Origin of the sequence: Streptomyces sp. NPDC098781 (assembly GCF_044759995.1) — a bacterium.
Taxonomy (GTDB): domain Bacteria; phylum Actinomycetota; class Actinomycetes; order Streptomycetales; family Streptomycetaceae; genus Streptomyces.
Window position 1 is genome coordinate 41,724 of record NZ_JBIWAK010000009.1, and the last position, 13,022, is coordinate 54,745.

The window sequence follows — 13,022 nt, forward strand, 5'->3', positions numbered from 1 at the left end:
GAGTTCACCTCGCGTACGTCTGCCCGCCGACAGGGGGCTGGACCGACGGCACGACCCGTCTACGCCCACGCCCTGACCAGCCCGGATCCCGGAGGACCGGCCCGTAGGATCGCCTCCGTGGCGAACTTCCTCCTCGAACGCACGGTCCCGCTCCCGCTCACGGAGGCGTGGCGCCGCCTCACGGAGTGGCCCCGCCATGCCGAGGTCGTCCCCCTGACCCGAGTCCGCGTCACGACACAGGGGCCGACGCGCGAGGGCACCCGCTTCGTCGCCCGCTCCGGAATCGGCCCGCTCGCCTTCGACGACCCGATGGAGGTGACGGTGTGGCAGCCCCCGGGCGACGACACCCCGGGCCGCTGCCGGCTGGAGAAGCGCGGCCGATCGATCACGGGCTGGGCCGAGATCGAGGTACGGCCCGGGCCGGGTGGGCGGACGCGGGTGGTCTGGCAGGAGGAGGTGCGAGTGCGGTTCGTGCCGGGCGGTTTGGACGAGGCGGTGGCACGGGCCGGACGGTATGTGTTCGGGCGGGCCGTGAATCAGTTGCTGCGCAAGGCCTGAGAGGTCGTTGTCAGTGCCCTCTCCTAGGGTGGCACCGTTCTCACGGATCACGGGGGAGGGATACACCATGGGCGCCAGCGGCTGGGAGTACGTCACCGCGTACAGGGGCAGCGTCGAGGAGTCCTTGACGGCACTGCACGAGCAGGTCTTCGCGGAGGAGTTCGGCCACGACGACGAGTACGGGTCGATCGACGAACTGTGGGCCGAGGAGGAGTTCATGGGTGAGGAGGGCACTCACTCGATCCTCGACATCCAGCGGGTCGTCCACACCACGGCCGCACCGTCGGACCACGTCCCGGAGGACTGCTTCACCCTGCGCCCCCTTCCGGCCGACCGCGTCGTGCACCACTTCGGCGACGACCGGCCGACGCCCGAACGATTCCAGGAACTGGTGGCCGAGTCGCACGCGGCGCTACGCGCGGTGCCCCCGCCCGACCGGATGGAAACGCTCCTGGACGAGTGCCGGATGCGGTGGACCGGTGTGTTCGTCGTCCTGTACACCGGTGATGAGCCCAGCCACGTAGGGATCTTCGGCTGCTCCGGGGACTGACCTGGGCGGGGCGGGGGCTCAGGCCACCGACCCGATCCGCCCCGCCGGGGTGGACGTGGCGTCGTGATGGATCGGCGTGTGCGCGCCGGTCAGTGAGACCCCGCTGCCGCCCCGCCGGGCCGCGACGATCTCCGAGGCGATCGACAGGGCCGTCTCCTCGGGTGTGCGGGCGCCCAGGTCGAGGCCGATCGGGGACCGCAGTCGCGCCAACTCCAGTTCGGTGACGCCGACTTCGCGCAGTCGCTCGTTGCGGTCGAGATGCGTGCGGCGTGAGCCCATCGCCCCGACGTACGCGACGGGCAGCCGAAGCGCCAACTCCAACAGGGGTACGTCGAACTTGGCGTCGTGGGTGAGGACGCACAGGACGGTCCTGGCGTCCACGTCCGTGCTCTCCAGGTACTTGTGCGGCCACTCGACGACGATCTCGTCGGCCTCCGGGAAGCGGGCCTTCGTGGCGAAGACGGGCCGGGCGTCGCACACGGTCACGTGGTAGTTCAGGAACTTGCCGATCCGCACCAGCGCCGCCGCGAAGTCGATCGCCCCGAAGACGATCATCCGGGGTGCGGGGACGGAGGACTCGACGAGCACCGTCAGCGGGGCCCCGCAGCGCGAGCCCTGTTCACCGATCTCCAGGGTGCCCGTACGGCCGGCGTCCAGGAACGCGCCCGCCTCCGCCGCGACCGTGCGGTCCAGTTCGGGATGGGCGCCGAAGCCGCCGTCGTAGGAGCCGTCGGCGCCGACGAGAAGCGCGCGGCCCATCAGCTCCTCCGGCCCCGACACGATCCGTGCCACCGCCGCCGCCTCCCCGCTCGCGGCCGCCCGCAGCGCGGACGCGAGCACGGGGCGGGCCGGGGCGGTGGAACGTACCGGGGTGACGAGGATGTCGATGACGCCCCCGCACGTCAGGCCGACGGCGAAGGCGTCCTCGTCGCTGTAGCCGAAGCGCTCCAGGACGGTCTCGCCGTCCTCCAGCGCCTGTTGGCACAGCTCGTACACCGCGCCCTCCACACACCCGCCGGAGACCGACCCGATCGCCGTGCCGTCGGCGTCCACCGCCAGCGCGGCGCCGGGCTGGCGGGGTGCGCTGCCGCCGACCGCCACCACGGTGGCCACGGCGAAGTCACGTCCCTGCTCGACCCACCGGTGCAGCTCTTCGGCGATGTCCAGCATCTGTCGGTCTCCTTAAGGCGGTTGTGTGCGGAGGGTCGGGCACTCGCTAGTGCACGCCCATCCAGCTCTCAATGGGATTGAGGGCGAAAAAGACCACGAAGATGGCTGTCAGGGCCCACATGAACGCCCCGATCTCCCGTGCCTTGCCCTGAGCGGTCTTGATCGCCACGTACGAGATGACACCGGCCGCGACACCGGCCGTGATCGAGTACGTGAACGGCATGATCACGACGGTGAGGAACACCGGGATCGCGGTGGCCCGGTCGGCCCAGTCCACGTGGCGCGCGTTCATCATCATCATGGCGCCGATGACCACCAGGGCCGCCGCCGCGACCTCGCCCGGCACGATCGCCGTCAGCGGGGTGAAGAACAGACAGGCCGCGAAGAACAGTCCGGTGACGACCGAGGCGAGACCCGTACGGGCCCCCTCGCCGACGCCGGTCGCCGACTCGACGAACACGGTCTGGCCCGAGGCGCCGGACACGCCGCCGATCGCGCCGCCCGCGCCGTCGATGAACAGCGCCTTGGACAGGCCCGGCATCCGGCCCTTGTCGTCGGCCAGCTTGGCCTCGGTGCCGACACCGATGATCGTCGCCATCGCGTCGAAGAACCCGGCGAGCACCAGGGTGAACACGATCATGCCGACCGTCATGGCGCCGACCTCGCCCCAGCCGCCGAACTCGACGTTGCCGAAGACCGAGAAGTCAGGCATGGACACCGCGCCGCCGTGCAGTTCGGGAGCGCCGCTGACCCACTGCTTCGGGTCGATGACGTCGAACGCGTTGAGGGCGACGGCGAGTACGGTGCCGCCGAGGATGCCGATCAGGATGGCGCCCGGGATGCCGCGCGCCTGGAGCATGAAGATGGCCAGGAGGGTGACCGCGAAGAGCAGCACGGGCCAGCCGGCCAGTTCACCGGCCGGACCGAGGGTGACCGGGGTGGCCTCGCCCTGGTGCACGAAGCCGGCCTTGTAGAAACCGATGAGGGCGACGAACAGGCCGATCCCCATGGTGATCGCGTGCTTGAGCGCGAGCGGGATCGCGTTCATGATCATCTCGCGCAGGCCGGTGACGACCAGCAGCATGATGACGACGCCGTACATCACACACATGCCCATGGCCTGAGGCCAGGTCATCTGCGGGGCGACCTGCGAGGCGAGCACCCCGGAGACGGAGAGGCCGGCGGCGAGGGCGAGCGGCACCTTGCCGAAGAAGCCCATCAGCAGGGTGGTGAAGGCCGCCGCGAACGCGGTCGCGGTGATCAGCGCCTTCTGCGCGAGCACGTCCCCTGCCGCGTCCTTGCCGGACAGGATCAGAGGGTTGAGCAGGAGGATGTACGCCATCGCCATGAAGGTGGTGATGCCGCCGCGCACCTCGCGCGCGACCGTCGATCCTCTGTGGGATATGTGGAAGTACCGGTCGAGCCACGACCTGCCGGCGGGGAGGCGGGTGCCTTCACCCGCGTCATCGGCGGTGGTCGTGGGCTCCAGTGACTGCTGGGTCATGTGGGCCTACTCCCAAGGTTCATAGGGACACCCGTATGGGGAACCGCCGGGCGGCGGCTACGGGATTTGGGATGGTGCATCGGCCGCACGACCCGGGGGACGGCCCGAGACGAACGATCTGGTGTGCTCCGGGCGGCGCGGCGGAGTGTGTGACGTTCCCAGCGCCGCCCGGAGGGTCTTGAGGGTTTTCCTTACGCCGTGCCGGTGAGGTGTTCCGGTCGTACCGGCGTACGGTCGAGCTCCAGCCCGGTCGCGTTCCGGATCGCCGCGAGGACGGCCGGGGTGGACGACAGGGTGGGTGCCTCGCCGATGCCGCGCAGCCCGTACGGGGCGTGGTCGTCGGCGAGTTCGAGCACGTCGACCGGGATGATCGGCGTGTCGAGGATGGTCGGCAGGAGGTAGTCCGTGAAGGACGGGTTCCTGACCTTGGCGGTCTTGGGATCGACGACGATCTCCTCCATCACCGCGACGCCCATGCCCTGGAGCGTGCCGCCCTGGATCTGGCCGAGGACGGACAGCGGGTTGAGCGCCTTGCCGACGTCCTGGGCGCAGGCCAGCTCGATCACCTTGACCAGGCCGAGCTCGGTGTCGACCTCGACGACGGCGCGGTGCGCGGCGAAGGAGTACTGGACGTGGCCGTTGCCCTGGCCGGTGCGCAGGTCGAAGGCCTCGGTCGGGCGGTGCCGCCACTCCTCCTCGACCTCGACGCTCTCGTTCTCCAGCACGTCCACCAGGTCGGCGAGGACCTCGCCGCCGTCGGTGACGACCTTGCCGCCCTCCAGCAGGAGTTCGGCGGTCGCCCAGGCCGGGTGGTAGGAGCCGAACTTGCGGCGCCCGATCTCCAGGACCTTCTCGCGGACCAGCTCGCAGGAGTTCTTGACCGCGCCGCCGGTGACATAGGTCTGCCGGGAGGCCGAGGTCGAACCCGCCGAGCCCACCTGGGTGTCCGCCGGGTGGATGGTCACCTGGGTGACACCCAGCTCGGTGCGGGCGATCTGCGCGTGGACGGTGACGCCGCCCTGGCCGACCTCCGCCATGGCCGTGTGCACGGTGGCGACCGGCTCGCCGGCGATGACCTCCATACGGACCTTGGCGGTGGAGTAGTCGTCGAAGCCCTCGGAGAAGCCGACGTTCTTGATGCCGACCGCGTAGCCGACCCCGCGCACGACGCCTTCACCGTGCGTGGTGTTGGACAGACCGCCCGGCAGCTGCCGTACGTCGGCGCCCTCGCTGGACTCCCACTGGCGTTCCGGCGGCATGGGCATCGTCTTGACGCGGCGCAGGAGTTCGGCGACCGGGGCCGGGGAGTCGACCGGCTGCCCGGTCGGCATGATGGTCCCCTGCTCCATGGCGTTCAGCTGCCGGAACTCCACCGGGTCCATGCCGAGCTTCTTCGCCAGCTTGTCCATCTGCGCCTCGTAGGCGAAGCACGCCTGGACCGCGCCGAAGCCGCGCATCGCGCCGCAGGGCGGGTTGTTGCTGTAGAGGGCGATGGCCTCGATGTCGACGTCGTCGATCACGTACGGACCGACGGACAGGGACGAGGCGTTGCCGACGACCGCCGGGGAGGCCGACGCGTAGGCGCCGCCGTCCAGGACGATCCGGCACTTCATGTGGGTGAGCTTGCCGTCCTTGGTGGCGCCGTGCTCGTAGTAGAGCTTCGCCGGGTGGCGGTGGACGTGCCCGAAGAAGGACTCGAAGCGGTTGTAGACGATCTTGACCGGCTTGCCGGTGCGCATCGCCAGCAGACAGGCGTGGATCTGCATCGACAGGTCCTCGCGGCCGCCGAACGCGCCGCCGACGCCGGCCAGCGTCATCCGGACCTTGCTCTCCGGCAGGCCGAGCACCGGGGCGATCTGCTTGAGGTCGCTGTGCAGCCACTGGGTGGCGATGTAGAGGTGGACGCCGCCGTCCTCGTCGGGCACGGCGAGGCCGGACTCCGGGCCGAGGAAGGCTTGGTCCTGCATGCCGAAGGTGTACTCGCCCTTGACGATGACGTCGGCCCGCTTGGCCGCCTCCTCCGCGTCGCCGCGGACGATCGGCTGGCGGTGCACGATGTTCGGGTGCGGGACGTGGCCGATGTGGTGGTCGTCGCGGCCCTCGTGGATCAGGATCGCGTCCGGCGCGGTGGCGGAGGCCTCGTCGGTGATGACGGGCAGCTCGCGGTACTCGACCTTGATCTTGGCGGCGGCGCGGCGGGCCGTCTCCGGGTGGTCGGCGGCGACGATGGCGACCGGCTCGCCGTGGTGGCGGACCTTGCCGTGGGCGAGTACGGGGGTGTCCTGGATCTCCAGGCCGTAGTTCTTCACGTCGGTCGGCAGGTCGTCGTAGGTCATCACCGCGTAGACGCCGGGCGTGGCCAGTGCCTCGCCGGTGTCGATGGAGACGATCTCGGCGTGGGCGACGGTGGAGCGCAGGATCTGGCCCCAGAGCATGTCCTCGTGCCACATGTCGGACGAGTACGCGAACTCGCCGGTGACCTTGAGGGTGCCGTCCGGGCGGAGCGTGGACTCGCCGATGCCGCCCTTGGTCTGGGACCCCTGGGTGATCTTCGTGGGAGCGCCGTTGGTGGGCATCTTCCTCAGACCGCCTCTCCCTGCCGGGCGGCCGCGAGGCGGACCGCGTCCATAATCTTCTCGTAGCCCGTGCAGCGGCACAGGTTGCCCGACAGGGCCTCGCGGATGTCCGCGTCGGTCGGGTTGGGGTTGCGCTCCAGCATCTCGTCGGCGGCGACCAGCAGACCGGGCGTGCAGAAGCCGCACTGGACGGCGCCGGCGTCGATGAACGCCTGCTGGACCGGGGAGAGTTCGGTGCCCTCACCGGTCTGCGAGTCCTGCCCCTTGGCGGCCCACTGCTGGGCGTCCTGGAGCGAGGTGCCGCAGGCACCGGTGGCGCAACCGCCGTGCTCGGCGCGCTGTTTGGCGAAGTCCGCGAGCCCCTCGACGGTGACGACCTCGCGGCCCTCGACCTGTCCGGCGGCCACGAGACACGCACAGACGGGCTCGCCGTCGAGCCGGACCGTGCAGGAACCGCACTCGCCCTGCTCACAGGCGTTCTTGGAACCCGGCAGACCGAGCCGCTCGCGCAGCACGTACAGCAGGGACTCGCCCTCCCACACGTCGTCGGCTTCCTGCGGACGTCCGTTGACAGTGAAGTTGACGCGCATTACGCGGCTCCCTCCGTGAGGCGGCGCTCGCCGCGGTACGACTCCCAGGTCCAGGTCAGCGTGCGGCGCGCCATGACGCCGACCGCGTGCCGGCGGTAGCTCGCCGTGCCCCGGACGTCGTCGATCGGGTTGCAGGCGCCCGAGCACAGCTCGGCGAACTGCTTCGCCACCGACGGGGTGATGATCTTGCCGTTGTCCCAGAAGCCGCCCTCTTCGAGCGCCGCGTTCAGGAACTCCTCGGCGGCCTTGGCCCGCACGGGCGTGGGAGCGGCCGAGCCGATGCCGGTCCGGACGGTCCGCGTCTCGGGGTGCAGCGCGAGCCCGAAGGCGCACACGGCGATGACCATGGCGTTACGGGTGCCGACCTTGGAGTACTGCTGCGGCCCGTCGGCCTTCTTGATGTGCACGGCCCGGATCAGCTCGTCGGCGGCGAGCGCGTTGCGCTTCACGCCGGTGTAGAACTCGTCGATCGGGATACGGCGGCTGCCGCGCACCGACTCGACCTCGACCTCGGCGCCGGCCGCGAGGAGGGCGGGGTGGGCGTCACCGGCCGGGGAGGCCGTGCCGAGGTTGCCGCCGACGCCGCCGCGGTTGCGGATCTGCGGGGAGGCGACCGTGTGCGAGGCGAGGGCGAGGCCCGGCAGCTCGGCGCGCAGGCTCTCCATGATCCTGGTGTACGGCACGGAGGCTCCGAGCCGCACGCTGTCCTCGCCGACCTCCCACTCGTAGAGGTCACCGATGCGGTTCAGGTCGAGCAGGTACTCGGGCCGACGGTGGTCGAAGTTGATCTCGACCATCACATCGGTGCCACCCGCAATCGGCACAGCGGTGGGGTGCTCGGCCTTCGCGGCGAGCGCCTCCTCCCAGCTGGCGGGGCGAAGGAAGTCCATGACCGGCTCTCTTCTTCGTCTCGTGGGGTCGTACGGTTTGAGCCAGATCAGGTGCGGCGAGCCCGGCTCGTTCATGTGCTGTTAACGCGCATTGACGTCAGTACACAGCTCCGTGCTCCACCAGGGTCAGTCACGGAAACCATGAAGGAGTTGGCTGGCCAAGGTAGGCATCTTGTAGATTCGTATGAACGGAGGTCACCAGTAACCTCCGCGTCTTTCTCTGGAAACTTCGGGCACGGCCCTGTGACCTGGGACACCGTCCGAAAGACGACGAGCACCGCCCCGGCGCCGCCCATCGGCCCGCGGAGCAGGCCCATCCGACAGACCCTTCAAGATTCATCGTAGGTTTCGAGACAAAGAACGGCGGCGACGAAATGCGGCTGCGCGCACTGCTGGACACGGACGCGCTGGGCCTCAAGCTGCTCGGCGGCGAGGACGAGCTGGACCGCACCGTGCGCGGCGTGATGACGACCGACCTCAGGGACCCCAGCCGCTACCTCTCCGGCGGCGAGCTGGTGCTCACGGGGCTGGCCTGGCGTCGGAACGCGGCGGACTCCGACCCTTTCGTGCGCATCCTCGCGCAGGCCGGTGTGGCGGCCCTGGCGGCCGGTGAGGCCGAGCTGGGCGACATCCCCGACGACCTGGTCGTGGCCTGCGCCCGCCATCGTCTGCCGCTGTTCGCCGTGCACGAGTCGGTGGCGTTCGCGACGGTGACCGAGCATGTCGTACGGCAGGTCAGCGGCGAGCGGGCCGGGGACCTGGCGGCCGTGGTGGACCGGCACCGCCGGATGATGACCTCGGGCCCGGCGGGTGGCGGCCCGGACGTCGTCCTCGACCTCCTCGGCTCGGACCTGGACCTGCGCGCATGGGTGCTGTCACCGACGGGCCGGCTGATCGCGGGCTCGAAGGTGGGCGGCCCGGCGCTGCCCGCCGACCTGTACCCGAAGCTGGCGGCGGAACATCTGACGGCCGCCCGCTCGGGCCGCCGCGGCCCGCACCGGATGACCCTCGGCAGCACGACGTACTCGCTCTTCCCGATCCGCAGCAGCGGCCGCTCCCCGCGGGCGTCCCGGGACGTGCGCGAGACGGTGCTGTCGGACTGGCTGCTGGCGGTCGCGGCGGACGCGAGCGACTGGCCCGAGGAGCGGCTCGACCTCCTCCAGGGCGTCACCCAGCTGATCGCGGTGGAACGGGACCGCAGGGACGCGGCGCGCACGGTCCGCCGCCGTCTCGCGCAGGAGGTCCTCGAACTGGTCCAGACGGGTGCGGCACCCGCCGAGATCGCCGCCCGCCTGAGGGTCGCCGCGCCCGTTCTACTGCCCGGTCTGGGATCGGCCCCGCACTGGCAGGTCGTGGTCGCCCGGGTCGAATGGGAGGAGGGCGACATCGAGGCGGGCCCGGTCACCCAGGCCCTCCTGGAGGAGATCCTGGTCGACCCGCTGGCGACGGGCCCCGAGCCGTCCGACCGCATCGCGGTGGCCCACTCGGGTGACGAGGCGATCGCCCTGGTCCCGCTCCCCGCGGTCTCGGCGGAGCACGACGGCTCGGAGGCCGGCATCCTCGCCGACGCGCTCCTGGAGTCGGTCCGCGAGCCGCTCGCCGCGGGCCTGGACGGCGACGGCCGGGTCACGCTCGGTGTCAGCGCGGCGGTGCACTCGGCGGAGGGGCTGCGCGGCGCCCTGGAGGAGGCCCGCCACGCCCGCCGGGTGGCTGCCGCGCGCCCCGGCCGGGTCTGCGCGGCGGGCCACCAGGAACTGGCCTCGCACGTCCTGCTGCTCCCGTTCGTCCCGGACGACGTGCGCAGGGCCTTCACGGCCCGGCTCCTCGACCCGCTGCGCGACTACGACCGCCGCCACCGAGCCGAGCTGATCCCCACCCTCGAAGCCTTCCTGGACTGCGACGGCTCCTGGACCCGCTGCGCGACCCGTCTCCACCTGCACGTCAACACACTGCGCTACCGAGTGGGCAGGATCGAGCAGTTGACGAGCCGGGACCTGTCCCGACTGGAGGACAAGCTTGATTTCTTCTTGGCATTGCGGATGAGTTGACCCCATCCGGCCGTCCCGCCGGATGACACCAAGTGCCGTCGCTGTCCCACGACTTTGTGAAATCCTTCACCCACCCTCTTGGCCCCGCGCGACGATTCGTGCTGAGATGCCGCAACCACTCAACAGCTCGATGGCGTGCTCGGGGAGGGCGAGGTGGCGTATACCGCCATGTCTGGTAACGGAACGACCGCCGGTGACGATCCACTCCAGACCGCGGTATGGCGGCTGCGCTCTCGCGCGTGCTGGGCGGACGCGGCGGCCCTGCTCCAGCCGGTCACCGCGCCGGCCGCGCTGCAACGGGCGTCACTGCTGGTGGAGCGCTGTCTCTACACCGAGCAGGGCTGGGAGGAGGCGGAGGACGCCCTCCGCACGGCCGAGGCGCTCGCGCACGGTGACGACGAGCGGGGCGCGGCCGCTTGTGAACGAGGGCAACTTGCCTACGCCGCCACCCTGCACGGAGTGCGCGACCGGGCCGACGAGGCGCGGGCTGCGCTCGGCCGTGCGGCGGCGCTGATCGCGCCGGGGGCGGCGGGCCGGGCGCTGCTGGACTTCCGCCGGGGGCTGCTGGCGGAGAACCTGGCGCACTCCCCGCAGGCAGCGCGCGCCGCGTACCGCCGGGCGCATGCGGGTGCGACCGCCCACGCCGATCCGCTGCTGCTCTCCTTCACCTGGCGCCACCTTGCCGGACTTGCCCTGCGCGAGGGCGAGTTGGCCGAGGCGCGGCACGGTTTCGCCGAGTCCCTGCGCATCCGGGAGGAACTCGGCTACCTGGTGGGTACGGCGCCCGCGCTGGCGTCCCTGGCCGACGCGGAGAGCGAACCGGAGGCGGCTCGTCTGCGCGAGGAGGCCCGCCGTCTGTTCCGCCTCCTGGGCGGCGTACCGACCTGGCTCTCCCGCCAACTGACGCCACCGGCCGCGACGGCGTGATCGAGGCGGGGGGCATCACCAGGGGGTTCCGCCCCTGCGACCCCACCAGGGGGCTCCGCCCCCTGGACCGCCATCCGCCCCGAAAGGGCTCGTCCTCGCACGCCGGACGGGCTGAAAGTGCCCGGAGCCGCCGCAGGCATCACGCGCCCGCGAAATGTTCCCCGACCAACGACCGCACCACATCCAGATCCCGGGCGATCAGCGCATCCAACAGCGCCGTGTGCTCCGCGGCGTCGGCGATCAGGTCCGCGTGCCCACGCCCCGGCACCCGCACCGCACTCACCAGCGGCCACTGCGCCCGGCGGTGCAGATCGTCGGTGACCTGGACGAGTTGTTCGTTGCCGCACAGGGACAGCACCGCACGATGGAACGTACGGTCCGATTCCGCGTACGTCGCCCGGCACCCCGTCGACGCCGCCCGCACCGTCGCCTCGGCCAACGGCCGCATCGACACCCACCGTTCGGAAGGCACCGTACGCGCGAGCCGCAACATCACCGGCACCTCGATCAGCGCCCGGACCTCAGCCAGCTCCGCCAGTTCCCGAGCCCCCCGCTCGACCACCCGGAAGCCCCGATTGGGCACGACCTCGACGGCCCCCTCCAACGCGAGCTGCTGCATCGCCTCGCGCACCGGCGTCGCGGAGACCCCGAACCGCTCCCCGAGCGCCGGCGCCGAGTACACCGCCCCCGGCGTCAGCTCACCGGTGACCAGCGCGGTCCGCAGCGCGTCGAGGATCTGCCCGCGCACCGAGGCCCGCTGCACCAGCGGACGCGGCCGCGGAATGGGTACCTCGCTGTGCGTGTGCTCGCCACGAGCGCTCGGCACCGAGTCGCTCCGACCCGGACCGGCCCCCCGCTCCCCCTCCGCGCCACGGCCCTCCGCACCACACCCCTGCGGCGGCACCCGCAGCGCCTGCGGACGAGTCTCCGAGCCCTCCGGGTCCCGCCGGCCCTCCTGATTTCCCGACACCGCGGAGCCCTGCGCGCCCTGCCTCACGGGTCCTCCTCCGGACGTGTCGGTACTTGGGGTCATTACGGGGTCATTACGGCGGGTTGTTACTCACCCGTCAAGCACCATAGGCCCAGAACGCGACAGTTCAAACCGCAGCGATCTTGGGTAAGGTAAGCCTTACCTCTGAAGCCTTCCGAATCGGCGGTCCACATGTCCGTGCCCCCCATAGTCCTCGCAGACGCCTACACCCGTCTCACCGAGGTCCTCCCGGGGCTCGACATCACCCAGCCGCCCACCCAGGAGCAGCTTCCCCGGCACGGCGGATGGATCGCCGCGACCGCCCTGGCCGAGGGCGGCGACGACCTGGACACCTTCCTGGCCTGGGACGACACACAGGTACGACGCGACTACGGACAGCCCGCCCGCCCCGACGTCGTCGCCAGCTTCGGCCTGCACCGCTACGCCTGGCCCGCCTGCCTGCTGATCACCGTGCCGTGGTTCCTGCTCCGCCGCGTCCCGCGCTTCCCCGTGACACATGTCTCGTACGACCGCACGGCCCCCGGCCTGGCCATCGGCCGCCTGGCCGCCCGCCCCACCACGTTCGCCTGCCTCCCCGGCGACCCGGCGGCCGTCCTGCCCGGCGCGCGGGTGGTCCCCGACGAGGAGGCACTGCGCGCCGAGGTGCGCGCCGCCGTCGCCGAGCACCTCGAACCCGTGCTCGCCGGCTTCGGCCCGCGCATGCGCCGACGCGGACGCGCCCTGTGGGGCATGGCGACCGACGAGGTCGTCGAGGGCCTCTGGTACGTCGCCCACCTGCTCGGCGAACACGAAGGCGAAGGTGAGGGTCACAGCGGGGGCGGGGGCGAGGGCGGAAGCCAGGAGGACCGCGCCCGGCGCGAACTGGAACTCCTGCTGCCCGGCGCCACGAAGCCGTACGTCGGCTCGGCCGCGTTCCGCGAACTGACCGGACCGAACGGCGAGTCGCTGCCCACCCGGGACCGCGCGAGCTGCTGCATGTTCTACACGGTGCGCCCCGAGGACACCTGCGCCACCTGCCCCCGCACCTGCGACGCCGACCGGGTCACCAAGCTTCTGGCCGCCGCGAGTTGAGGGTCCCTCAGGCCCGGCCGTAAGCCCCCGTACCGTAAGATCACCCGAGAGCGGGACACCCGTTACGGTTACAGGCGTTTCACAAATTCCTCACTTCGCGCAGGAACTTTCCGTGGAACCACCCGCACGGGTAGTCTTGTTCGAACT

Annotated in this window: 11 protein-coding genes; 5 read left to right on the forward strand and 6 right to left on the reverse strand. The window is 71.2% G+C overall.

Annotated features, from left to right (window positions below):
* Window positions 1-117 precede the first annotated feature (117 nt).
* Both ACIQWG_RS31660 and ACIQWG_RS31665 read left to right on the forward strand, forming a co-directional pair.
* Entirely contained in the window at window positions 118-558 is a 441-nt protein-coding gene (locus tag ACIQWG_RS31660) for an SRPBCC family protein (RefSeq protein WP_404101909.1), read from the forward strand.
* Between the two features lie 67 nt (window positions 559-625).
* Window positions 626-1,108: a hypothetical protein gene (locus tag ACIQWG_RS31665; RefSeq protein ID WP_404101911.1), complete on the forward strand. Its 483-nt coding sequence runs from the start codon at window positions 626-628 to the stop codon at window positions 1,106-1,108.
* Window positions 1,109-1,126: 18 nt separating this feature from the next.
* Here ACIQWG_RS31665 and ACIQWG_RS31670 read toward each other — a convergent pair whose 3' ends face one another.
* From ACIQWG_RS31670 to ACIQWG_RS31690, 5 genes are all read right to left on the reverse strand, one after another.
* Window positions 1,127-2,278 carry an XdhC family protein gene (locus ACIQWG_RS31670; protein WP_404101913.1) on the reverse strand — a complete coding sequence of 384 codons (1,152 nt, stop codon included), beginning with the start codon at window positions 2,276-2,278 and terminating at the stop codon, window positions 1,127-1,129.
* 46 nt (window positions 2,279-2,324) lie between these two features.
* Entirely contained in the window at window positions 2,325-3,782 is a 1,458-nt protein-coding gene (locus tag ACIQWG_RS31675) for an NCS2 family permease (protein ID WP_404101915.1), read from the reverse strand.
* Between the two features lie 191 nt (window positions 3,783-3,973).
* The gene (locus ACIQWG_RS31680; RefSeq protein WP_404101916.1) at window positions 3,974-6,358 is read right to left on the reverse strand and encodes a xanthine dehydrogenase family protein molybdopterin-binding subunit; all 2,385 of its coding nucleotides are present in this window, start codon (window positions 6,356-6,358) and stop codon (window positions 3,974-3,976) included.
* A 5-nt stretch (window positions 6,359-6,363) separates the two neighbouring features.
* Window positions 6,364-6,948: a (2Fe-2S)-binding protein gene (locus ACIQWG_RS31685; protein ID WP_404101918.1), complete on the reverse strand. Its 585-nt coding sequence runs from the start codon at window positions 6,946-6,948 to the stop codon at window positions 6,364-6,366.
* Window positions 6,948-7,838, reverse strand: a complete 891-nt coding sequence (locus ACIQWG_RS31690) for an FAD binding domain-containing protein (RefSeq protein ID WP_404101920.1) — start codon at window positions 7,836-7,838, stop codon at window positions 6,948-6,950. Before ACIQWG_RS31690 ends, ACIQWG_RS31685 begins: the two co-directional genes overlap by 1 nt.
* A 374-nt stretch (window positions 7,839-8,212) precedes the next feature.
* On the opposite strand from ACIQWG_RS31690, the gene ACIQWG_RS31695 reads away from it, so the two are divergent.
* Window positions 8,213-9,886, forward strand: a complete 1,674-nt coding sequence (locus ACIQWG_RS31695; RefSeq protein ID WP_404101922.1) for a PucR family transcriptional regulator — start codon at window positions 8,213-8,215, stop codon at window positions 9,884-9,886.
* A gap of 153 nt (window positions 9,887-10,039) precedes the next feature.
* Entirely contained in the window at window positions 10,040-10,813 is a 774-nt protein-coding gene (locus ACIQWG_RS31700; protein ID WP_404101924.1) for a hypothetical protein, read from the forward strand.
* Window positions 10,814-10,952: 139 nt separating this feature from the next.
* Here the strand turns inward: ACIQWG_RS31700 and ACIQWG_RS31705 are convergent, their stop codons facing one another.
* A complete protein-coding gene (locus ACIQWG_RS31705; protein WP_404101926.1) occupies window positions 10,953-11,810 on the reverse strand; it encodes a GntR family transcriptional regulator in 858 nt (285 codons plus the stop codon).
* Between the two features lie 165 nt (window positions 11,811-11,975).
* Here ACIQWG_RS31705 and ACIQWG_RS31710 point away from each other — a divergent pair, with 165 nt between their 5' ends.
* Window positions 11,976-12,875, forward strand: a complete 900-nt coding sequence (locus ACIQWG_RS31710; RefSeq protein ID WP_404101927.1) for a (2Fe-2S)-binding protein — start codon at window positions 11,976-11,978, stop codon at window positions 12,873-12,875.
* Window positions 12,876-13,022: the final 147 nt, after the last annotated feature.

What these genes read in the sequence shown, in the direction of transcription:
- ACIQWG_RS31665 (WP_404101911.1), top strand. Translation starts at nt 626, where the DNA reads ATGGGCGCCAGCGGCTGGGAGTACGTCACCGCGTACAGGGGCAGCGTC.
- ACIQWG_RS31670 (WP_404101913.1), bottom strand. Translation starts at nt 2,278, where the DNA reads ATGCTGGACATCGCCGAAGAGCTGCACCGGTGGGTCGAGCAGGGACGT.
- ACIQWG_RS31675 (WP_404101915.1), bottom strand. Translation starts at nt 3,782, where the DNA reads ATGACCCAGCAGTCACTGGAGCCCACGACCACCGCCGATGACGCGGGT.
- ACIQWG_RS31680 (WP_404101916.1), bottom strand. Translation starts at nt 6,358, where the DNA reads ATGCCCACCAACGGCGCTCCCACGAAGATCACCCAGGGGTCCCAGACC.
- ACIQWG_RS31685 (WP_404101918.1), bottom strand. Translation starts at nt 6,948, where the DNA reads ATGCGCGTCAACTTCACTGTCAACGGACGTCCGCAGGAAGCCGACGAC.
- ACIQWG_RS31690 (WP_404101920.1), bottom strand. Translation starts at nt 7,838, where the DNA reads ATGGACTTCCTTCGCCCCGCCAGCTGGGAGGAGGCGCTCGCCGCGAAG.
- ACIQWG_RS31695 (WP_404101922.1), top strand. Translation starts at nt 8,213, where the DNA reads ATGCGGCTGCGCGCACTGCTGGACACGGACGCGCTGGGCCTCAAGCTG.
- ACIQWG_RS31710 (WP_404101927.1), top strand. Translation starts at nt 11,976, where the DNA reads ATGTCCGTGCCCCCCATAGTCCTCGCAGACGCCTACACCCGTCTCACC.